This is a genomic window from Kitasatospora sp. NPDC101801 (assembly GCF_044766665.1).
Lineage (GTDB): Bacteria > Actinomycetota > Actinomycetes > Streptomycetales > Streptomycetaceae > Kitasatospora.
In genome coordinates this window covers 18,008-38,479 of sequence record NZ_JBIWML010000041.1, presented here as the reverse complement: position 1 = coordinate 38,479, position 20,472 = coordinate 18,008, and the positions used below count along the sequence as shown (strand labels likewise).

At 73.0% G+C, this 20,472-nt stretch carries 15 protein-coding genes and 1 riboswitch; of the genes, 3 read left to right on the top strand and 12 right to left on the bottom strand.

Annotation, left to right across the window (positions count from 1 at the left end; genetic code table 11):
* Positions 1 to 385: 385 nt before the first annotated feature.
* The 6 genes from ACIRPK_RS30915 to ACIRPK_RS30890 all read right to left on the bottom strand — a co-directional run bounded on the left by ACIRPK_RS30915 (position 386) and on the right by ACIRPK_RS30890 (position 6,373).
* Positions 386 to 1,327: an exopolyphosphatase gene (locus tag ACIRPK_RS30915; protein WP_403044556.1), complete on the bottom strand. Its 942-nt coding sequence runs from the start codon at positions 1,325 to 1,327 to the stop codon at positions 386 to 388.
* A complete protein-coding gene (locus ACIRPK_RS30910; RefSeq protein ID WP_403044554.1) occupies positions 1,324 to 1,977 on the bottom strand; it encodes a DUF501 domain-containing protein in 654 nt (217 codons plus the stop codon). The genes ACIRPK_RS30915 and ACIRPK_RS30910 overlap by 4 nt, the downstream gene beginning before the upstream one ends.
* Entirely contained in the window at positions 1,974 to 2,414 is a 441-nt protein-coding gene (locus ACIRPK_RS30905) for a septum formation initiator family protein (RefSeq protein WP_403044551.1), read from the bottom strand. Before ACIRPK_RS30905 ends, ACIRPK_RS30910 begins: the two co-directional genes overlap by 4 nt.
* 126 nt (positions 2,415 to 2,540) lie before the next feature.
* Complete coding sequence (gene eno / locus ACIRPK_RS30900) at positions 2,541 to 3,827, bottom strand: phosphopyruvate hydratase (protein ID WP_403044548.1); 1,287 nt, start codon at positions 3,825 to 3,827, stop codon at positions 2,541 to 2,543.
* 205 nt (positions 3,828 to 4,032) lie between these two features.
* Complete coding sequence (locus tag ACIRPK_RS30895) at positions 4,033 to 4,746, bottom strand: transglycosylase family protein (RefSeq protein ID WP_403044545.1); 714 nt, start codon at positions 4,744 to 4,746, stop codon at positions 4,033 to 4,035.
* A 5-nt stretch (positions 4,747 to 4,751) separates the two neighbouring features.
* Positions 4,752 to 4,902, bottom strand: a riboswitch (cyclic di-AMP (ydaO/yuaA leader).
* Positions 4,903 to 5,113: 211 nt separating this feature from the next.
* Positions 5,114 to 6,373: a cytochrome P450 gene (locus ACIRPK_RS30890; RefSeq protein WP_403044542.1), complete on the bottom strand. Its 1,260-nt coding sequence runs from the start codon at positions 6,371 to 6,373 to the stop codon at positions 5,114 to 5,116.
* Positions 6,374 to 6,533: 160 nt separating this feature from the next.
* Here ACIRPK_RS30890 and ACIRPK_RS30885 point away from each other — a divergent pair, with 160 nt between their 5' ends.
* Complete coding sequence (locus ACIRPK_RS30885; protein WP_403044540.1) at positions 6,534 to 6,941, top strand: SDR family NAD(P)-dependent oxidoreductase; 408 nt, start codon at positions 6,534 to 6,536, stop codon at positions 6,939 to 6,941.
* A gap of 405 nt (positions 6,942 to 7,346) precedes the next feature.
* Here ACIRPK_RS30885 and ACIRPK_RS30880 read toward each other — a convergent pair whose 3' ends face one another.
* Both ACIRPK_RS30880 and ACIRPK_RS30875 read right to left on the bottom strand, forming a co-directional pair.
* A complete protein-coding gene (locus ACIRPK_RS30880) occupies positions 7,347 to 8,333 on the bottom strand; it encodes a MazG family protein (protein WP_403044538.1) in 987 nt (328 codons plus the stop codon).
* A 28-nt stretch (positions 8,334 to 8,361) separates the two neighbouring features.
* Positions 8,362 to 9,000 carry a hypothetical protein gene (locus tag ACIRPK_RS30875; RefSeq protein ID WP_403044535.1) on the bottom strand — a complete coding sequence of 213 codons (639 nt, stop codon included), beginning with the start codon at positions 8,998 to 9,000 and terminating at the stop codon, positions 8,362 to 8,364.
* A gap of 209 nt (positions 9,001 to 9,209) precedes the next feature.
* Here ACIRPK_RS30875 and ACIRPK_RS30870 point away from each other — a divergent pair, with 209 nt between their 5' ends.
* Positions 9,210 to 10,184 carry an ALF repeat-containing protein gene (locus tag ACIRPK_RS30870; RefSeq protein WP_403044533.1) on the top strand — a complete coding sequence of 325 codons (975 nt, stop codon included), beginning with the start codon at positions 9,210 to 9,212 and terminating at the stop codon, positions 10,182 to 10,184.
* Positions 10,185 to 10,216: 32 nt separating this feature from the next.
* Here the strand turns inward: ACIRPK_RS30870 and mfd are convergent, their stop codons facing one another.
* The gene (gene mfd, locus ACIRPK_RS30865) at positions 10,217 to 13,831 is read right to left on the bottom strand and encodes a transcription-repair coupling factor (protein ID WP_403044530.1); all 3,615 of its coding nucleotides are present in this window, start codon (positions 13,829 to 13,831) and stop codon (positions 10,217 to 10,219) included.
* Positions 13,832 to 14,540: 709 nt separating this feature from the next.
* On the opposite strand from mfd, the gene ACIRPK_RS30860 reads away from it, so the two are divergent.
* Positions 14,541 to 15,854: a nucleotide sugar dehydrogenase gene (locus ACIRPK_RS30860; protein ID WP_403044528.1), complete on the top strand. Its 1,314-nt coding sequence runs from the start codon at positions 14,541 to 14,543 to the stop codon at positions 15,852 to 15,854.
* Between the two features lie 84 nt (positions 15,855 to 15,938).
* Here the strand turns inward: ACIRPK_RS30860 and ACIRPK_RS30855 are convergent, their stop codons facing one another.
* The 3 genes from ACIRPK_RS30855 to ACIRPK_RS30845 form a co-directional block, all read right to left on the bottom strand.
* Positions 15,939 to 17,084 carry a hypothetical protein gene (locus ACIRPK_RS30855; protein WP_403044525.1) on the bottom strand — a complete coding sequence of 382 codons (1,146 nt, stop codon included), beginning with the start codon at positions 17,082 to 17,084 and terminating at the stop codon, positions 15,939 to 15,941.
* 212 nt (positions 17,085 to 17,296) lie between these two features.
* Positions 17,297 to 19,378: an SUKH-4 family immunity protein gene (locus tag ACIRPK_RS30850; protein WP_403044522.1), complete on the bottom strand. Its 2,082-nt coding sequence runs from the start codon at positions 19,376 to 19,378 to the stop codon at positions 17,297 to 17,299.
* On the bottom strand, positions 19,372 to 20,400 hold the full coding sequence (locus ACIRPK_RS30845; protein WP_403044520.1) for an SMI1/KNR4 family protein: 1,029 nt from the start codon (positions 20,398 to 20,400) through the stop codon (positions 19,372 to 19,374). The genes ACIRPK_RS30850 and ACIRPK_RS30845 overlap by 7 nt, the downstream gene beginning before the upstream one ends.
* Positions 20,401 to 20,472: the final 72 nt, after the last annotated feature.

Here is a 20,472-nt window from a genome sequence, read left to right as displayed (position 1 = left end):
CCTGCTACACTGCCCGGCCACACTTTCCCGGCCAGGGTGTCAGGTCGCACCGGCGGACCGGCTCCCGCCGGGCACCCCGCCGATCGGGCGGCCCTGAGCAGCAACGATCCCCGGAACGAGCGGGTTCCCGCACTGGTGTTTCGATTCCATTACCGGCCCCGAAGCCTGCCTGCGATCCGATGGACACCCACTGGAGTCGACCTTCGGTCCCGCATTCCGGACGGAGCGGGCGTCGGAGTGCGACGAATGACTGGATCGCCATGTGAAGAAATTCACGAAGTTTCTCGCGGCACGCCGTGCAGCGCGCGGCCCCGGGTGCCACAGCGGCGTCCCGGGGCCGTCCGGACGGGGTCCGGCAGGGGTCTGCGAGGGGGTCGGCGGAGGGTCAGGAGACCAGGCTCCAGGCGATCCCGTCGAGGATGTCGTGCTCGCTCACCACCAGCTCGGCGGCGCCGGTCCGCTCCATGATCTCCAGCAGCACAAGGGCACCGGCCCCGATCACGTCCACCCGGCCCGGGTGCATCACCGGGATCGCGGCCCGCTGCTCGTGGCTCATGGTCAGCAGCCGGCCGGACACCTCGCGGACCTGGTCCACCGTCAGCCGGGCGTGGTGGATGACCTCGGAGTCGTACGAGGGCAGCTCCAGCGCGATGCCCGCCACCGTGGTGACGGTGCCCGCCAGGCCGACCAGGGTGGCCGCGGTGGTCAGCGGGACGGCCTCGGCCGCCACGTCCAGCGCGGCCCGGACGTCGGCCCTGACCCGGTCCTGCTGCTCGGGCGTCGGCAGCTCCGTACCGGCGAGGTGCCGCTCGGTCAGCCGGACGCAGCCGATGTCCACCGAGCGGGCCGCCTCGACCCGCTCACCGCCGAGCACGAACTCGGTCGAGCCGCCGCCCAGGTCGAACACCAGGTACGGACCGGGGAACTGACCGCCGGTCAACTCCTTGGTGGCGCCGGTGAAGGACAGCCGGGCCTCCTCGTCGCCGCTCACCACGGCCGGCTCGACACCGAGGATCTCCCGCACCCCGGCGACGTACTCGGCGCTGTTCTCGGCGTCCCGGGAGGCGCTGGTGGCGACGAACCGCAGCCGGTCCGGGCCGACCCCGTGCTCGGCCAGCACGGCGGCGTACTCGCGGCAGGCCGCGAAGGTGCGCTCCAGTGCCTCCGGCGCCAGCCGTCCGGTCCGGTCGACGCCCTGGCCGAGGCGGTTGATCACCATCCGGCGGTCCAGGTCGGTGATCTCCCCCGTCTCCGGGTCCAGGTCGGCGACCAGCAGCCGGATCGAGTTGGTGCCGCAGTCGATCGCGCCGACCCGGGTGGTGCTCACGCGGACTCCCCGGTCTGCTCGGCGTCCTGCTCCGCCTCGGCGCGCTTCTTCGCGGCGCGCTCCGCGGCCAGCTGCTCCTTGGCGGCGATCACGGCCGCGTGGTCCTGGTTCTTGGCCCGGTTCCTGGCCACCCGGCCACCGGCCGCCTCGACCTCCTCGGGCGAGACGCAGGGGCCCTTGGCCCACCACTCCTCCAGCATCCCGATCGCCTCGTCGCCGAGCGGGTTGACCCCGGGGCCCGCCGCCAGCGAGTGGCCGACCAGCACGTGCAGGCACTTCACCCGGTCCGGCATGCCACCGGCGCTCGGGAAGCCCTCCAGCACCTCGATCGCGTCCCGGCGCGCGATGTAGTCCTCGTGCGCCTTCTGGTACGCCGCCGCCAGCTCGGGATCCTCGGCCAGCCGGGCGGTCTGATCCTTCATCACCCCGTCCGCCTCCAGGGTGCCGATCAGCGAGGCGGCCTTGGGGCAGGTCAGGTAGTAGAGGGTGGGGAACGGCGTGCCGTCCGGCAGCCGGGGCGCGGTCTCCACCACGTCGGGGTTGCCGCACGGGCAGCGGTGCGCCACCCCGCGCAGGCCGCGCGGGACGCGGCCGAGCTGGGCCGCGATCGCGGCGACGTCCTGGTCCGGGACGGTCGGGTTCTCAGTCATGGGGATGTGCTGCCTCTGGCGGGTACGGGGGTGGAGTCGGCCTGGTCGACCGAGTCCCAGACACTGGCGTACCAGGGCTGGGCGGCCTTGGCCTGCGGGGCTGCCCCCGCGTCGGCCGAGGAGGACTTGCTGCTCGGCGGGTTCGGGTCCACCGAGATGAAGGGGGTCTCGCCGGGCATCGCGTAGTGCAGTCGCTGCCGGCCCTGCGCCTTGACGAACTCCGGGTCCTGCCAGCGGGCCCGCTCCCGGCGGAGCTGCTCGACCTGCTGCCTGGCGTGCTCGGCCTTCGCCCGCTGGGCGGAGATCTCCGAGCGCTGCGAGATGTACTGCCGGGTCGGGTAGGCGAGGATCGCCACCAGCGAGCAGAGCACGAGCACCAGCACGGTGGCCCGGCTGGTGAAGCGCGGTCGCGCCGCCAAGCCCGGAATCTTCCACATCGCTGGTACCCCTCCTGATCACACGCCGGTGCCCCGGCCCTCCACCCTACGGGGTGGGGGCCGGGGCACCGGTGCAGACGCCTGTGTGTCAGTCCGCCGACCGGCGGGCCCGACGTCCTGGTGTGACTACTCGGCCGACTTGAAGCGCGGGAACGCGCCGCGGCCGGCGTACTCGGCGGCGTCGTCGAGGATCTCCTCGATGCGCAGCAGCTGGTTGTACTTGGCGACGCGCTCGGAGCGGGCCGGGGCGCCGGTCTTGATCTGGCCGCAGTTGGTGGCGACGGCGAGGTCGGCGATGGTGACGTCCTCGGTCTCACCGGAGCGGTGCGACATCATGCAGCGGTAGCCGTTGCGCTGGGCCAGCTCGACGGCGTCCAGGGTCTCGGTCAGCGAACCGATCTGGTTGACCTTCACCAGCATCGCGTTGGCGGTGCCGGTCTCGATCCCACGGGCCAGGCGGACCGGGTTGGTGACGAACAGGTCGTCACCGACCAGCTGGACCTTGTCGCCCAGCTCGTCCGTCATGGCCTTCCAGCCGTCCCAGTCCTGCTCGTCCAGCGGGTCCTCGATCGAGACCAGCGGGTACGCGGCGACCAGCTCGGCGTAGTACGCGATCAGCTCGGCGGAGGAGAGCGCCTTGCCCTCGAACTGGTAGGCGCCGTCCTTGAAGAACTCGGAGGCGGCGACGTCCAGGGCGAGCGCGACGTCCTTGCCCGGGGTGTAACCGGCCTTCTTGATGGCCTCGACGATGAGGTCGAGCGCCTCGCGGTTGGAGTCGAGGTTCGGCGCGAAGCCGCCCTCGTCGCCCAGACCGGTGGAGAGGCCGCGCTCCTTCAGCACGCCCTTGAGCGTGTGGTAGACCTCGACGCCCCAGCGGACGGCCTCGGAGAAGGACTCCGCGCCGATCGGCGCGATCATGAACTCCTGGATGTCGACGTTGGAGTCGGCGTGCGACCCACCGTTGAGGATGTTCATCATCGGGACGGGCAGCACGTGCGCGTTCGGGCCACCGAGGTAGCGGAACAGCGGCAGGTCGCTGGCCTCGGAGGCGGCGTGCGCCACGGCGAGCGAGACACCGAGGATCGCGTTGGCGCCGAGCGAGGACTTGTCCGGGGTGGCGTCCAGGTCGAGCATGGCCTGGTCGATCAGCCGCTGCTCGGTGGCGTCGTAGCCGACCAGCTCCGGGCCGATCTGCTCGATGACGGCCAGCACGGCCTTCTCGACGCCCTTGCCGAAGTAGCGGTTCTTGTCGCCGTCACGCAGCTCGAGGGCCTCGAAGGCACCGGTGGAGGCGCCCGACGGGACGGCGGCACGGCCGGTGCTGCCGTCGTCCAGACCGACCTCGACCTCGACCGTGGGGTTGCCACGGGAGTCGAGAATCTCACGGGCTACGACGACATCAATGGACGGCACGTGGCATCTCCTTGACGGAAGCGGGATCTGTTGTCGTTACGACCAGAGCCTAACCGCACCGGAGCCCGGGGCCACGCTGACCTTGGTCCCGTCTCACCGTGTGGCCGGGCTACTCATCGGTAGTTCACCTGAATGACCGTAAACGGGGCCGTACCACCCGGAAGCGGTACGGCCCCTGCTGACGGAGTGTCGCGGGAGTTCCGCGTCAGCCGAGCTTGAGCAGCTGGCCCGGCAGGATCAGGTCGGGGTCACCACCGATGGTGGACCGGTTGGCCTGGTAGACCTGCTGCCAGTCCTGGCCGTGCGCGGCGGCGATGTCCGAGAGCGTGTCGCCGGACTTGACGGTGTATCCGCCGGTGGCGGGCGCCGGGGCGGCGTGCTTCGGCGTGCTGACCTTCGGCGCGTCCACCTTCGGGGTGGCGGGCTTCGGTGCGGTCTCCTGCTTCGGCGCGGCGGCCTTCGGGGTGGCCTTCGGCGCCGGGGTACGGGTCTCCGAGCGGGAGGACTTGCCGGCCGAGGTGTCGACCTGGGCGGCCGAACCGCCCTTGCTCAGACCGGCCTTGACGGAGCAGACCGGCCAGGCGCCGGGACCCTGCGAGGCGAGCACCTTCTCGGCGACCGCGATCTGCTGACCCTTGCTGGCCTGGTTGGCCTGCGGGGCGTAGGACTGACCGCCGAACGCCTTCCAGGTGCTCGGGGTGAACTGGAGGCCACCGTAGAAGCCGTTGCCGGTGCTGATGCCCCAGTCGCCGCCGCTCTCGCACTGGGCGACCTTGTCCCAGGTGTCGACCGGGGCGGCGTGCGCGCCGGTGGCGGTCAGCAGCGGGAGTGCGAGGCCGACGCCCGCGACACCCGCCACGGCGATGGCCTTCTCGGTCTGCGTACGACGACGATGACGGCCCGAACCGGTGAAGAGCATGAAGAAGTCCCTCTCCGCACGCCTGCGAGGTGAGCTGTCGGGTTCGGACCGGGAGGTGGCCCGGCCGCCACTGCTGGCGGCTTCACCCCAAGCCGTGGGGGACGGCGACTTACCTGGGTCCCCCGCCCCTGCCCAAGGGTCTGGTCGGTGTCCCGGCAGCGCGGCGGGCAGGACTCGGCGTTCCGCGCTCGGGGTTCGCAGCTGCGAACACCAGGGAGAGTAAGCAGATGACCCGATGGATCACAAGCTTATGTCGAACAGATCACACAGAAATCACGCTGCGCTGTGGGTCGTCCACAAACCATACTGGTATGTCCAGATTGATGCGTACTCAGATCACGCCTGATCAGATCTGACCGACACGCCGTCAGTGCGGGTCGGTGACCTCCGGCGTGAACGAGACCGGCAACTCCCGCAGCCCGCGCATGATCAGCCCGCCCCGCCAGCGCAGCTCCTCCGGTTCGGCGGCCAGTTGGAGGTCGGGCAGCCTGGTCAGCAGCGTGGCCAGGGCGAATTGACCCTCCAGCCGGGCCAGCGGGGCACCGATGCAGTAGTGGATGCCGTGCCCGAAGCCCAGGTGCGGGTTGTCCTTGCGGGCCAGGTCCAGGGTGTTCTCCGCGGCGAACCTGGCCGGGTCCCGGTCGGCCGCCGCCAGCACCACCAACACCGGGTCGCCGACCGGGATGTCCACCCCGCCGATGGTGAGCGGCTCGGTGGCGAACCGCCAGGTGGCCAGCTCCACCGGGCCGTCGTAGCGCAGCAGTTCCTCCACCGCCGTGGCCAGCAGCGCCGTCTCGCCGCGCTGCACCGACTCCTGCAGCAGGGCGCGCTGGGCCGGGTTGCGGAGCAGTGCGTAGGTGCCGTTGCCGATCAGGTTGATGGTGGTCTCGAAGCCGGCGAACAGCAGGATGAAGGCCATCGCCGCGGCCTCGTTCTCGGTCAGGTGCTCACCGTGGTCGCTCGCCCGGATCAGCCCGGAGATCAGGTCGTCGCCCAGGTCGGCCCGCTTCCGGTGGATCAGCTCCAGCAGGTAGGTCCGGATCCGCTTCACCGCCCGGCCCACCCCGCCACGTTGCCCGCCGTGGTGGCGGATCATCGCGCCCGCCCAGTCCCGCAGGTCGTCCTGGTCCTCCGGCGGCACCCCCAGCAGGTCGCAGATCGCGTAGATGGGGAGCGGGAAGGCGAACTCGTGGATCAGGTCGGCCGACCCGCGGGCCGCGAAGTCGTCGATCAGCCGGTCCGTCAGCTGCTGCACCCGGGGCTCGAACTCGGCCACCCGGCGCGGGGTGAACGCCTTCGACACCAGCCGCCGCAGCCTGGTGTGGTCCGGCGGGTCGATGTTCAGCAGATGCGTCATCAGATCCGCCTGCCGCTCGCCCGGGATGCCGACCCGGCCGGTCTTGTGCGCCTGCCCGCTGTGGTGCGCCGGGTTCTTCGACAGCCGCCCGTCCGCCAACGCCTGCCGGGCGTCCGCGTACCGGGTGACCAGCCACGCTTCCACCCCGCTGGGCAGCGTGGTGCGGTGCACCGGCGCGTGCTCGCGCAGCCACGCGTACGCGGGATAGGGGTCGGCGGCGAACTCCCAGGTGAAGAGTTCCGGCTGGGTGGTTCGGTACGTGTCCGGCATGTCGTGCACCGTAACCTGCCACAAGAGGAGTGAGCTGGGTCACCTGGCGGGTAATTGCTCTTGCGGAGGATCGTGGCGTGCTTACGATCCTCCGATACGGTCTCGGTGGACGCCGGTGCGGCGTGCTCCACCGGGCGTAGCTCTTTGGGAGGAGCAGGCCATGCGGGTAGCCGGGGCAGTGGTGGTCATCGCGGTGCTCGAAGGCGGTTCGGGAATCGAGCTGGCCCGCCGGTTCGCGGCGGCCGGGGCCGCCGGCATGCTGATCGCCGACCAGCGCCCCGGGGTCGCCGAGGACCTCGCCACCGAACTCGACCGGCCCGGCTGCCCCGTGGTCGGCGTCAGCGGCGACGCCCGGCAGCCCAGTGACGTGGCCGCGCTGGTGGCCACCGCCGCGGAGCACCTCGGCCCGATCGACCTGTTCTGCGTGGCGGGCCCCGACGGCGAGCGCATCCTCCCGCTGGCCGAACTCCCCGACCACCTCGACCCGCTGGCCGAACTCCTGGCCCAGATCGGCGACGCCATCAGCGAGGTCATCCCGCGCCAGCGCGGGATCCACGTCCCGCACTAGGCAGGCGGCTCGGGGCTGCGCTGTAGGCAGGCGCCCGGGCAACTACGGTCCAGGGGCTCGGGGCTGCGCTGTTGGCAGACGCTCAGCGGTCGACTACCCAGGGGCTAGGGGCTGCGCTGTAGGCAGGCGCCCGGGCATCTACGGTCAGGGGCTCGGGGAACTGCGAGGAGATCTGGCGCTCGGGTCACTGCGAAAGTCCCTGACCACCTACGCGACGATCACCTTGCACGGGGCCGGCGTCGCAGTTCCCCGAGCCCCTGACCGTAGATGCCGAGCCACCTGCAAAAAGTTGGCGTCGCCCACGCGGCGGAGCCGCACAACAGCAGAGCCCCGAGCCCCTGACTCCGTAGCGGGCTGACCACCTGCAAAAAGGCGGCGTCGCCCACGCGGCGGAGCCGCAGCCGCCTACCTTTCGGCGGAGCGGATGTCGTCGCGGTAGGCGCGAGCCGCCCCTCGGAGGGCCGCGTCGATGTCCACGTCGGCGTCATAGGCGCGTTGGGCGACCGCGAGGAGCAGTCGGCCCGCCGACTCCGGGGTGAGCTCGGTCGGGAGGGCGTACGGGGCGTCGGGGACGGCGGTGAAGCCTGCGCGGCGGACCCGGGAGACCAGCTTGGCCGCGTAGGCGAGCGAGGGGAGCCCGGCGGGGACGCCGTCCAGGATGGAGTCGCGCTGCTTCTCGGCGGCCTTGAGCTGCTCCCAGTTGGCCTCGACCTGGGCGGACCCGGTGGCCTCGACGTCACCGAAGACGTGCGGGTGGCGGTACATCAGCTTGTCCACGATGTCGCCCGCCACGTCGTCGATGGAGAACGGCTCCTCGGTGTCCTCCTCGGCGATCCGGGAGTGGAAGAAGACCTGGAGCAGGACGTCGCCGAGCTCCTCGCGGAAGGTCTCCCGGTCGCCCTCCTCGATCGCCTCGACCAGTTCGAAGGTCTCCTCGACCAGGTACTTCACCAGCGAGTCGTGGGTCTGCTCGACATCCCAGGGGCAGCCGCCGGGCGAGCGGAGCCGGTCCATCACCGAGACCAGGTCGAGGAGTCGGGCGCCGGGCAGGTCGTAGGAGCCGGGCAGCAGCTCGATCTCCGGCACCCGGCCGGCCTCCTCGACGGCGATCCGGGCCAGCGCGTCGGTGAGCCCGGGGTCGCCGTCGGAGCTGCCGAGCCAGACCACGGTGCCCTCGGCGCCGGTCAACAGCCGGGCCAGTGCCGGGGCGGTGTCGCGCTCGACGAGTTCCACCTCGACGCCGGCCTGGCGTACGGCGGGGAGTTGGGGGTGGTCCTGGTCCCCGGCGAGGACCCGGGTCGCCCCGTGCAGTGCCTGCCAAGCGGGCCAGGAGAGCAGGCCGGGGGCGACCCGGTGGGTGGTGGTGAGCAGGATCAGCTTCGGAGTGTCCACCCTTCGAACCTACCTGGCCGGGCCGGCGTCAGGCGCCGCCGGCCGCAGGCTGCCGGAGCCAGTCGGAGACGGTGTTGGTGAGGCCGATCTGCTGGACGTCCCATCGGCCGTAGCGCGGGTTGACCTCGATCTTCAGCTTGGCCCCGGCGTCGGTGAGGGCGGCCCGGATCGCCGCGTCGCCCTCGGCGGAGCGGGCGTCCTTGCCCTGGGCGGCGGCGAGCTTCTGGATGCCCAACTGCTGACGGTAGAAGGCGGAGACGTCACCGGCCGGGACGCTCTGCTTGAACAGCAGCTCGCGTTCGAGCTCGGCCGTGCCGCCGAGCAGCTTGGCCTCGCTCGCCCTGGCCTCGTCGATCTCCCCTTCGGTGACGGTGAGTTGACGGTCCGCCAGGGCCCGGTCCACCACCTGGTTGAGCACCAGCTCGGCCACCGTGCGCCGGACCAGACCGGCCCGCTCGGTGGTCTGCTCGCCGCCCGACTCGGCCGCGACGGCGTCCCGGAGTCCGGCCACCCGGGACTCCACCGAGGCGATGGTGATCTGCGCGCCGCCGACCACGGCCGCCGAACCCTGGTGGGGGGCCCCACCGCAGGCGGCCAGGCCGGCCCCGGCGAGCAGGACACCGACGGCGGTTCGGCCGTGGCGGAGCGCAGAGCGGGTGCGGATCACGTGGGGCTCCCGGGAGTTGTGGGGTGCGCGTGGTTCTCCTGACGGTGCTCAGTCTCCAAGCTCCGGGGCGTTTGGCCAAGGGTGTCGACGCGGGCCAAAAGGCTTCTTTCCATGGCTTTCCGGATGCCGAATCCCGGTTGCGGGCTCGAACCGTTGGCGAACTATCATTCGATCCTCTGATCATCTTGTGCAGGTGGGGGTTCCGCTCAATGAAGTTGTCCCGTCTTTCGACCGTCCTGACGGCAGTGGCGCTCGCCCCGGCGATCCTCTTCCCGACCACGGCCTCGGCCGCCGACACCCCGGCCCCGGCCGGGATCTCGGCGCCGGACCAGGCGGACGAGGACAACCGGGTCGCGATCCTGCGGATCATCGGCGACAAGAACACCGGGCGCCACCTGATGGCGGCCGCCCAGAAGGCCATGGACGGCACCCCGGCGGACCGGGTGGAGTTCCTCGGGACCGGCCGGTACGCGGCCCAGTTGACGGATGACCGGGTGCGGGCCTCCCGGGCCCTCGGCGAGGGCGGCCCGGCGGTGCAGGCGGCTGCCCGCGCCGCCCTGGACCTGAACACCGCCGCGGCCATCCAGGAGTTCCTGACCACCGGCCTCGGAAAGGCCCGGAGCGCCGACCGGGTGACGGTCAGCCGGCTCGCCGAGACCGAGGGGCCGGCCGTCCGGAAGGCCGCCCTGGCCGCGCTGGAGTCCGGTGACCACCAGGCGATCGGCGCGTTCTTCAACGGCGGCCGGGAAAAGGCCGAGCTGGACGACCGGGTGGAGACCGCCCGCCGCTCCGGGGTCGGCGGCCCCGCCGTGCAGGCCGGAGCAAGTAAGGCTCTCAACGGTCCGTACGAGCTGATCGCCGCCTTCCTGAACACCGGCTGGGCGAAGGCCGACGCCAAGGACAAGGCGGACGCCAAGGCCGCTGCGGACAAGGCCGCCGAGGAGCAGGCGGCGAAGGACCGGGCCGCCGCCGAGCAGGCCGCCAAGGACAAGGCCGGCACCGTCACGCCCGCGAACGTCACCACGACGGAGACCACCGCGACCACCACCGCCCCGCAGGCCGAGCTGGCCGCCACCGGTGGCGGCGCCGGGCTCCCGTGGCAGGTCGGTGGCGGTGCGGCCGCCCTCGCGGCCGGCGCCGCGCTGGTGCTGGCCACCCGCCGCCGGACCGGCGCCGAGGGCTGACCGACCGTACGACGACCGAGGCGGCCGGGGGCCTACCTCCTCGCGCCCGCCAGGTCGTCGAACATCGTGCTCAGGAACTCCCGGCACCAGTCCAGCAGTTCCCGCCCGACCAGCGGCTTGCCACCGATCCGCCCGGTGGACGGCCGGGGCACCAGCAGCTGCTGGGCGGTGGCCTTGACCTGGCTGCGCGGGTAGAGCCGGTTCAGCCGCAGCTGCTGCGACTCGCGCAGCTCCACCGGCCCGAACCGGACGTTCGCCCCGGCCAGCGTGATGTCGCCGATCCCGCACCGCCGGGCGTACAGCCGCAGCGCCGCCACCAGCAGCAGGTTCTCCACCGCCTCCGGCAGCTTGCCGTAACGGTCCGTCAGCTCCTCCCGGACCTGGACGATGTCGTCCTCGGAGTTGACCGCCGCGATCGACCGGTACGCCTGCAGCCGCAACCGCTCGCCGGGGGCGTAGTCGTGCGGCACGTGGGCGTCCACCGGCAGCTCGATCTTCACCTCCAGCGGCTCCTCCTCCGGCTCCGCCCCGCCGCCGGCCAGCGAGTCGCGGAACTCGGCCACCGCCTCGCCGACCATCCGCATGTAGAGGTCGAAGCCGACGCCCGCGATGTGCCCGGACTGCTCGCCGCCGAGCAGGTTGCCCGCGCCGCGGATCTCCAGGTCCTTCATCGCCACGTACATGCCCGCACCCATCTCGGTGTGCTGGGCGATGGTGGCCAGCCGCTCGTGCGCGGTCTCGGTGAGCGGCTTCTCCGGCGGGTACAGCATGTAGGCGTAGCCGCGCTCGCGGCCACGGCCCACCCGGCCCCGGAGCTGGTGCAGCTGGGACAGACCGAAGGTGTCGCCGCGCTCCACGATCAGGGTGTTGGCGTTCGAGATGTCGATGCCCGACTCCACGATGGTGGTGGAGACCAGCACGTCGAACTCCTTCTCCCAGAAGTCGACCACCACCTTCTCCAGCAGGTTCTCCCCCATCTGCCCGTGCGCGGTGGCGATCCTCGCCTCGGGCACCAGCTCCTTCAGCCGGGCGGCCGCCTTGTCGATCGACTCGACCCGGTTGTGGATGTAGAACACCTGCCCCTCGCGCAGCAGTTCGCGCCGGATCGCGGCCGAGATCTGCTTCTCGTCGTAGGGGCCGACGAAGGTCAGCACCGGGTGCCGCTCCTCCGGCGGGGTGGTGATGGTGGACATCTCCCGGATGCCGGTGACCGCCATCTCCAGGGTGCGCGGGATCGGGGTGGCGGACATCGTCAGCACGTCCACGTTGGCCCGCAGCTTCTTCAGCTGCTCCTTGTGCTCGACGCCGAACCGCTGCTCCTCGTCCACGATCACCAGCCCGAGGTCCTTGAACCTGGTCTCCGAGGAGAACAGCCGGTGGGTGCCGATCACCACGTCCACCGAGCCCTCGAACAGGCCCTCCAGCACGGCCTTCGCCTCGGAGTCGCTCTGGAACCGGGACAGCGCCTTCACCACCACCGGGAAGTTGGCGTACCGCTCGGCGAAGGTGGAGAAGTGCTGCTGCACCAGCAGCGTGGTCGGCACCAGGACGGCCACCTGCTTGCCGTCCTGCACCGCCTTGAACGCCGCCCGGACGGCGATCTCGGTCTTGCCGTAGCCGACGTCGCCGCAGATCAGCCGGTCCATCGGAACCGACTTCTCCATGTCCGACTTCACCTCGGCGATGGTGGTCAGCTGGTCGGGCGTCTCCGCGTACGGGAAGGCGTCCTCCAGCTCGCGCTGCCAGGGGGTGTCCGGGCCGAAGGTGTGGCCGGGCGCGGCCATCCGGGCCGAGTACAGCTTGATCAGGTCCCCGGCGATCTCGCGCACGGCCTTCTTGGCCCGCTGCTTGGTCTTCGCCCAGTCCGCCCCGCCGAGCCGGTGCAGGGTCGGGGCCTCGCCGCCGACGTACTTGGTCACCTGGTCCAGCTGGTCGGTCGGCACGAACAGCCGGTCGCCGGGGTGCCCCTTCTTGGCGGGGGCGTACTCCAGCACCAGGTACTCGCGGGTGGCGCCCTGCACGGTGCGCTGCACCATCTCCACGTACCGGCCGACGCCGTGCGCCTCGTGCACCACGTAGTCGCCGGCCGCCAGCGCCAGCGGGTCGATCGCGTTCCGGCGCCGGGACGGCATCCGGCGCATGTCCTTGGTGGAGGACTTCTGGCCGGACAGGTCGGTCTCGGTGATGACGGTCAGCCTGAGCTGCTCGTCCACGAAGCCGTGCTCGATCGAGCCGCAGGAGACGTACACCACGTCCCGGGTCGGCGCCTCGGTCAGGTCGGCGACCAGCCGGGCCGGGATGCCCTCGCCGCTCAGCACCTCGGCGAGCCGGGACGCCGGGCCGTGGCCCTCGGTCACCATGACGACCCGCCACTCCGCGTTCAGCCGCTCCTTGGCGTCGGCGATCGCCCGCGCGGTGTCGCCCCGGTACGCCTCGACGGCGTGCATGCCGAGGGTGAGCGTGTTGGCGTCGAACTCCAGGATCTCGGTCACCGACGAGTCGCTGGTGGCGAAGGGACTGACCGACCACCAGGGCAGGCCGACCTCGGCCGCGTGCTCCCGGACGTCGGCGAGCGACCAGAGCGAGGCCGCCGAGACGTCGATCATCTCGATGTCGATCGGACGGTCGCCGCCGCTCGCCGCCGCCACCCAGGAGGCGTGCAGGAACTCCTGGCTGGTCGCCACCAGGTCGGCGGCCCGGGTACGGACCCGCTCGGGGTCGCAGACCACCGCGACCGAGCCCTGCGGCAGCACGTCGAGCAGCAGCTCCATCTCGTCCACCAGGACGGGCGCCAGCGACTCCATGCCCTCGACCGCGATGCCCTGGGCGATCTTGTCCAGGATCTCGGCCAGCTCCGGGTGACGCTCCGCCAGTTCGGCGGCCCGGAGCCGCACTTCGTCGGTGAGCAGCAGTTCGCGGCAGGGCGGCGCCCAGAGCCCGTGCTCGGCGATCTCCAGCGAGCGCTGGTCGGCGATCTTGAAGAACCGGATCTCCTCGACGTCGTCGCCCCAGAACTCCACCCGCAGCGGGTGCTCCTCGGTCGGCGGGAAGACGTCCAGGATCCCGCCGCGGACGGCGAACTCGCCGCGCTTCTCGACCAGTTCGACCCGGGAGTAGGCGGCCGCCGCGAGCTTGCGGGCCACCTGCTCCAGGTCGTGCTGCTCGCCCCGCAGCAGGGCCACCGGCTCCAGCTCGGCCAGGCCCTTCACCTGCGGCTGCAGCACCGAGCGGACCGGCGCCACGATCACCTGCACCGGGCCGGCCGCCGGGTCGTCGGCCCGCGGGTGGACGATCCGGCGCAGCACCGCGAGGCGGCGGCCGACGGTGTCCGAACGCGGCGACAGCCGCTCGTGCGGGAGCGTCTCCCACGCCGGGAACTCCGCCACCGCGTCCGGCGGCAGCAGTGAACGCAGGCTGGCCGCCAGGTCCTCCGCCTCCCGCCCGGTGGCGGTCACCGCGAGCACCGGGCGACCCCGCTCCCCGGCCTTCCCGGCCAGCGACCGGGCCAACGCGGCGATCGCGAACGGGCGGGCGGCGGGCGGTCCCACCAGGTCGAGGTGGTGCCGCTGCCCGGCGGCCGCGGCCTCGATCGCCTCGGCGAGGGCGGCGTCCCGTACGACGACATCGAGCAGTCCGGACAGGCTCATACTTCTCGGCTCCACGGCTGGAATGCCCCGGCACCGGAGCGACCGGCCGGGCAACGCGAACGGCCCGAAACGCGGAGCGCCCGGGGGTGTCCACACTACGCCGTGACCAACCTTTTGCAGGTGCGCAACCAGGGTGGGCCAGGGGCTCGGGGCAGGTGCTCAGCCGTCCACGGTCCAGGGGCTCGGGATCTGCGACGGTTCGTGGCCGGCGGGTATCCCTGCGAAAGTGCCTGACCACCCACGCACGGATCACCGTGCAAGGGTCGGCGTCGCCCGCGCGGCGGAGCCGCACGACAGCAGAGCCCCGAGCCCCTGATGGCGGAGCCCGGAGCGCAGGTGCCCGAGCCCCACAGATCACGAACTCGACATATTGCTGTCACTGCACGTCCATGGTGGTCGAGCAGGATGGTGTTCGTGCCCGCCGCACCCAACCGTGGGGGATGGCTGTGGTGGCGCAGACGCACCCCGATGGGGGTCGGAGTGCGTGGCCGGGCGGCCCTGGGTGGGGGCGCCCGCGCCCATTCGAGGAGCCGTGGTGCCCTTTCCTGAAGGGCGCCACGGCACCTGGCTTTTCCGGGGGCTTTTCGCCGGGCCGGACCCGTTCCCGCCACTTTGCCCGAAGGCCCACGCGGCCCGGCCGGGCTCCGTACTCTCTCGTGTGAAGGCGGTGTGGGGACACCGTGAATCGCGATGGAGGGGGTACTTCGTCATGCGCGTCGTGATCGCAGGCCAGGGGTACGTGGGGCTGCCACTGGCGGTCCGGGCCGCCGAGGTCGGGCACCAGGTGGTCGGCTACGACGTGGACGAGAGGCGGATCAAGCGGCTGGCCCTCGGCGAGTCGTACGTCGAGGACATCCCGGCGGCGCGGCTGCGGCCGCTGCTGGAGAGCGGGGCCTACCAGCCGACCGCCGACCCGGCCGAGGTGGCGGGCTTCGACATCGCGGTGATCACCGTGCCGACGCCGCTGCGGGACGGGGTGCCCGACCTCTCGTACATCGAGTCCTCGGCCCGGCTGCTGGCCCGCCACCTGCGGCCCGGCGCCACCGTGGTCCTGGAGTCCACCACCTACCCCGGCACCACCGAGGAACTGCTCGCCCCGCTGCTGGAGCAGGGCTCGGGGCTGACGGCCGGTCAGGACTTCCACCTCGGCTACAGCCCGGAGCGGATCGACCCGGGCAATCCGACCTGGAAGCTGGAGAACACCCCCAAGGTGGTCTCCGGCACCTCGCCGGCCGGGCTGGCGGCGGTGGACGGCTTCTACGCCCAGCTGGTCGAGCGCACCGTCCCGGTCTCCTCCACCAAGGAGGCCGAGCTGACCAAGCTGCTGGAGAACACCTTTCGGCACGTCAACATCGCCCTGGTGAACGAGCTGGCGATGTTCGCGCACGACCTCGGGATCGACGTCTGGGAGGCGATCGATGCCGCCTCCACCAAACCGTTCGGCTATCTGCGGTTCACCCCCGGGCCGGGCGTCGGCGGGCACTGCCTGCCGATCGACCCGTCCTACCTGTCCTGGCGGGTGGAGCGGGCACTCGGCCAGTCCTTCCGGTTCGTCGAGCTGGCCAACGACGTGAACAGCCACATGCCGGACTACGTGGTGCGGCGGCTGACCGAGGCGCTGAACGACCGTCAGCGGTCGGTCAAGGGCTCCAGGGTGCTGCTGCTCGGCCTGGCGTACAAGAAGAACACCGGGGACGCCCGGGAGACCCCGGCCGCCCGGGTGGCCGAGCTGCTGGTCCGGATGGGGGCGGAGGTCCGGGCCGCCGACCCGCACGTGGTGGTCGGCGTGCACGTGCCCGACCCGGTGATCCCCGGCCAGCGGGCCGCCGAGCCGGACAGCCACGGTGACCCGTTCGCCGCCGTCCGCCGGGTGGACGCCACCCCCGAGGAGCTGGCCGCCGCCGACGCGGTGGTGCTGCTCGCCGACCACGACGACTTCGACTACGAGGCGGTCACCACGCACGCCCGCTACATCCTGGACTGCCGCCGCCGGCTCACGGGTGCGACCGTCGAGGTGCTCTGAGCCCGACCCGGTCGGCCCCGGACGGCACGGTGCCCCGGTCTCCGCTGCGGAGACCGGGGCACCGTCGTCCGTGCCGACGGTCCGTCAGCCCCGGCGGATCACCTCGCTGGGGTACTCGTGGCCCTCGTCCACGATCACGATCTTCGGGATGACCCGGGTCTCGGCCTCGCCGGGCCGACCGGCCGGAGCGGCCGGCGGGGCCGGCGGCTTCGGCGGGACGGCCGGGGTCACCGGGAGCACGGCGGTGGGCACCTCGGTGGGCCGGTCCCGGGGCGCGTCCTGCGGTGCTGCGGCCTCGGCCGCCACCTTCGGCTCGGCCTCGGGCTCAGGGGTCACCGGCGGCTTCTCGATCTGGCCGACCACCGCACCGGTCAGCGCGGCCAGGGTCTGCTTGATGTGGTCGAGGTGCTGCTGCACCTGCTCCATCTCGACCGCCCACTCCCGCTGCCCGCGCTCGCTCTCGGCGTGGATCTTCTCCGCCTCGCGCCGGGCCCCCGCGATCAGCTCCTCGGCCTTGGCGTTCGCCTGGGCGTCGGCCTGCTTGATCTGGGCGAGCACCGACTCGCGGTGCTGCTCGGCCTCCTTGAGCCGGCGCTCGGCGGTCGCGGAGATCTTGGCGTCCTCGGCGTCCGCCTTGGCCTTCTCGGCGGCGAAGCTCTCGTCGGCCCGGCGGCGCAGCTCGGCGAGCTTGTCCTCGGCCTGCTCCTCGGCCTCGGCGGCGGCGACCCGGATCTTGGCCGCCTCGGCGGTCGCGCCGTCCCGGGTGCTCCTGGCCTCCCGGTCGGCGGCCGCGCGGAGCGACTCGGCCTCGGCCCTGGACCGCTCGTCGGTCCGGCGGGCGGCCTGGTCGGCTTCTCCCCGGGTGGTGGCGGCGAACTCCTTGGCCTGGGCGGCGGCGGCCTGCCCGGCCTCGTACGCGTCGTCCCGGGCGTCCTCGGCGGCCCGCTCCGCCAGTTCCCGGACGGCCACCGCCTCGGCCTGGGCGATGCCCATCAGCTTGACGGCCTGCTCGCTGAGCAGCGCGAAGTCCGGATCGGGCGCGTCGGCGGCGGCCCGGGTGACCTCGTCCAGCCGCTTCTCCATCTCGCGGAGGCCGGCGCCGAGCACGCTGAGCTGCTCCCACGCGTGGTCCCGTTCGGCGGTGAGCGCGGCCAGCGCCCGATCGACCTGCTCGGGCGCGTAGCCCCGTCGGGCAGCGGTGAAGCCGTGCTGGGAGACTGCGTCGCTCATGGGCTCTTCCCCTCGTGCTCGCGGGCTGCGGAGCCCCGGTGGCGGACCTGAAGGAGGAGCGCCGGTACGACGTTCCTCTTGACCTATTTTGCGCAGATGGGATCGAAACCCAAACAAGACAGAGCCGGGGTACGTCCGACAGTCGTCGTCGTACCCCGGCTTCCGTGACCCTGCTCACTCGGTCGCGGTACACATTCGGGCGCGCGGGAAGATCAGAACAGCCCGTCCCAGAACTGCTCCAGCAGCACCGCCCACCAGGTCTCCGGGGACTGCAGCGCGGCCGGGTCGACGGCCAGCAGCTGGGCCTGGAAGTCGGTGGTCCAGCGGCCCGCCTGATCGGGCGTCAGCCCGTAGCGCAGGCGCCACATCCGGCCCAGCAGGGCGAGCGAGCGGACGAACTCCGGCACGCCGGTGTTGACGAACCGGGGGGTCTCGCCGGGGTTCTCCAGGTCCACCGCCACCACGGCGGCGGTGCCGTACTGGACGCAGAGCTGGCGGCCGTAGTCGTTGCCCAGCACCAGGTAGCCGCCGAAGTCGGGGCCGGCGGGCAGCCCGCGCTCGGCGGCCAGCTCGGCCAGCGTCGGGATCGGGCGGCCCTCCTGGGCCTGGGCCCAGAAGAACGGCGCGAAGTCGCGCGGCAGCCCGGCCCACATCAGGGTCTGCGCGACCGGCTCGGGCACCCCCTGCCGGGAGACCGCGCGCTGCTCGAACCGGAACACACCCGGCCCGAACACCTGGCCGAGCTCGGCCGCCAGCTGCTGCGGCGCGGCCGGCGGCAGCGGCACCGGCGCGCCCGAGGGCGCACCGGGCTGCGGCAGCGGCGCGCGGACCGGCCGGGGGCGCTGCGGGGCGGCCGCGAGCTGGTGCAGCTGGTCCACGTGGTCCAGCAGCACCGCCATGCCGGCCTGCCGGGCCTGCTGGTCGCGGCCGTACGGGGCGGTGTGGCTGAGCCGGACGTTCGGCCAGGCCGCCCGGACCATCCGCAGGCAGTAGCCGCCGGGCAGGTCGCAGCACTCCAGGTCGGTGTGCAGTTCGAGCACCTGGTCCGGCGGGACGTTGAGCCGGCGGAGCTCCTGGAGCGCCTTCCACTCCGGGTGCGGGGTGCCGGGCTCGCTGCGCTGGATCAGGGTCTGCTCGGAGCCGTCCGGCCCCCGGTAACGGACCACCGCGCTGCTGCCGGGGCCGATCGACGGGACGCCCGGGTTCACCGGCGGTGCGACCGGCACCGGCGCCGGCGCCGGGGGTGCGGCCGGGGCCGGGGCGCCCAGCGAGGCGGCGTCCGGGTAGCCGTAGCCGACCGGCGGTGCCCCGGGGACCGGCACCGAGCCCGGCCCGGGCCGGCCGGGCGGGGCCTGCGGGGCGCGCAGCTCGGCGGGCGGGGGCGGCGGCGGGGCGCTCGGGGCACGGCCGACGCCGGGCGCGGCGGGCGGCGGGGTCGCCGGGCCGCGCAGCTCGACCGGCGGCGGGGGCGGCGGCCCGGCCGGGTGCCCCGGCGGCGGGACGGCGGCGGGCGGCGGCACCGGCGGCGCGCCGGGCAGGCCGTGCAGCCCGGGCACGCCGTCGGCGGCCAGCATGGTCGGCGCGTACGGGGAGGCGGGCGGCGGCACCGGCGGGCCGCCGTACGGCGGCGTCCCGGGCGGCGGCGGGGCGAGCATGGTCGGGGCGTCGCCGACCGGCCGGCCGGAGGCCGCCGGGGTGGTGAACACGGCGGGCGGCGGGGTCGACGGGCCGTCGGCCGCTCCCGGCTCCGGCAGGGACGCCACCGGGACGACCGGGGTCGCCCCGGCCGGCACCGGCGGGGTCGGAAGCTGGGTCTGGGTCGGGGTCGGGGCGACGGCCTCCGGAGCCGAGCCCTTCACCAGGTCCGGGCCCTTGGCCGAACCGGGCTCGCCGAGCCGGGCGTGCTCGGCCGCGATCGCCGCCTCGCCCGCGTCCTTGAGCCACTGCGGCGGGCTGAGCAGGAAGGAGGTGGCCTCCACCGCACCCGGCACGGGCTTGGCCGCCCCCGCCGGGTTGGGCTCGGTCGGGCTGCCGTAGGCGGCCTCGTAGCGGCTGACCACCTCGTTGACCGGCAGGGCCGGCCAGAGCGTGCTGGCCCCGCTGTCCCGGGCGATCACCAGCCGGGGCCCGGGCGCCGCACCGGGGTCGGCCGACGGCGCCTCCGCGCGCTGCTCCGCCCAGCAGACGAAGCCGAGGTCGAACTCCCGGACCCGGGCCTCGCGTTGCAGGGCGCGCGGCACCCCGGCGTTGATCCAGTTCTCGGCCAGCTCCTGCGCCTGCGCGTACGTCACCACGCCCGCTGCGCCCCTTCCCCGGTCACCGGGACGGCGCGGACGAAGCCGCCGTCCACCATCATCGCCGCCACCGTCTCCAACTCCTGCGGGCTGCCCGCCAGTCGGAGCAGGAACTGGTCGAAGTCCGCTCCGCAGGGCAGCAGCAGCCTGGCCACCCGCTGCTCGGGCGGCTCGCCCGGGTCGCCCGCGTCCCGGGCGTCGTCGTACAGGCAGAACCAGACCGAACCGGCGTCCGCGCCGCGCACCTTGAGCGCCAGCAGGCCGCCCTGCACGTAGGCGATGCCGAGGTAGTCCTTGGTCAGGTGGTCGCGCAGGCACTTGTTGGCGTACACCAGGTCGTGGACGCCGTACTCCTCACTGAGCGTCAGGAACGGCTGGTCCAGCAGCAGTCCGAGCTCGGTGTCCAGGGCGACGCCGACCGGGGCCCGGCCGCCCGCGAGCTTGAGGAAGTCGCGGTAGGCGGGCGGCAGCGGGTGACCGAGCCGCTGCTCGGCGCGCTGCACCAGGTCCTCGGTGACCGCCAGCGGGTCGCCGCCGTCCCGCGCCAGCGGGAAGTGCACGGGGCGGTGCTCCTGCAGCGGCCTGGTGCCGCGCCGGCCGTGGTCGGCGCCGGAGTGGGCCAGCCCGCCGTGGTGCCGGAGCAGCGCCTTGACCTCGACCGGGACCAGCTCCATCCGGCGCCAGCCGGGTGCGGCCCGGCCGCTGACGTGGTGCCAGGTCCAGCCGGGCGGCGTGGCCACGGCGGTGTCCTGGTCGGCCCAGAGCTCGTGCCCCAGGGTGTACAGCGCGGCGTTCGCCGACACGTAGTCGGTCAGCCGCAGCTCGTCCACGCCGAAGCCGTCCGGCGGGTCGGCCACCTCGGCCACCGCCGCGGCGTACGGCCCGAAGTCCGGCAGCCCCGCCTCGTCCACCCGCACCCCGGCCGGGTACTTCCCGGCCCGGACCGGATCGGGAAACTGCACCACCTGCCCCGCGTACGCCCCGTTGGGCGCGGCGGCAGTACCGGGCCGACCTGTCGTCATCTGGGTGCCCCCACTGGCTGCTGCGACGATTGCTGCAGACAGCCTAGGGGGTGCGACCGGGCACGGGTGGCC

What these genes read in the sequence shown, in the direction of transcription:
- ACIRPK_RS30910 (WP_403044554.1), bottom strand. Translation starts at nt 1,977, where the DNA reads ATGACTGAGAACCCGACCGTCCCGGACCAGGACGTCGCCGCGATCGCG.
- ACIRPK_RS30905 (WP_403044551.1), bottom strand. Translation starts at nt 2,414, where the DNA reads ATGTGGAAGATTCCGGGCTTGGCGGCGCGACCGCGCTTCACCAGCCGG.
- ACIRPK_RS30895 (WP_403044545.1), bottom strand. Translation starts at nt 4,746, where the DNA reads ATGCTCTTCACCGGTTCGGGCCGTCATCGTCGTCGTACGCAGACCGAG.
- ACIRPK_RS30890 (WP_403044542.1), bottom strand. Translation starts at nt 6,373, where the DNA reads ATGCCGGACACGTACCGAACCACCCAGCCGGAACTCTTCACCTGGGAG.
- ACIRPK_RS30885 (WP_403044540.1), top strand. Translation starts at nt 6,534, where the DNA reads ATGCGGGTAGCCGGGGCAGTGGTGGTCATCGCGGTGCTCGAAGGCGGT.
- ACIRPK_RS30870 (WP_403044533.1), top strand. Translation starts at nt 9,210, where the DNA reads ATGAAGTTGTCCCGTCTTTCGACCGTCCTGACGGCAGTGGCGCTCGCC.
- mfd (WP_403044530.1), bottom strand. Translation starts at nt 13,831, where the DNA reads ATGAGCCTGTCCGGACTGCTCGATGTCGTCGTACGGGACGCCGCCCTC.
- ACIRPK_RS30860 (WP_403044528.1), top strand. Translation starts at nt 14,541, where the DNA reads ATGCGCGTCGTGATCGCAGGCCAGGGGTACGTGGGGCTGCCACTGGCG.
- ACIRPK_RS30855 (WP_403044525.1), bottom strand. Translation starts at nt 17,084, where the DNA reads ATGAGCGACGCAGTCTCCCAGCACGGCTTCACCGCTGCCCGACGGGGC.
- ACIRPK_RS30845 (WP_403044520.1), bottom strand. Translation starts at nt 20,400, where the DNA reads ATGACGACAGGTCGGCCCGGTACTGCCGCCGCGCCCAACGGGGCGTAC.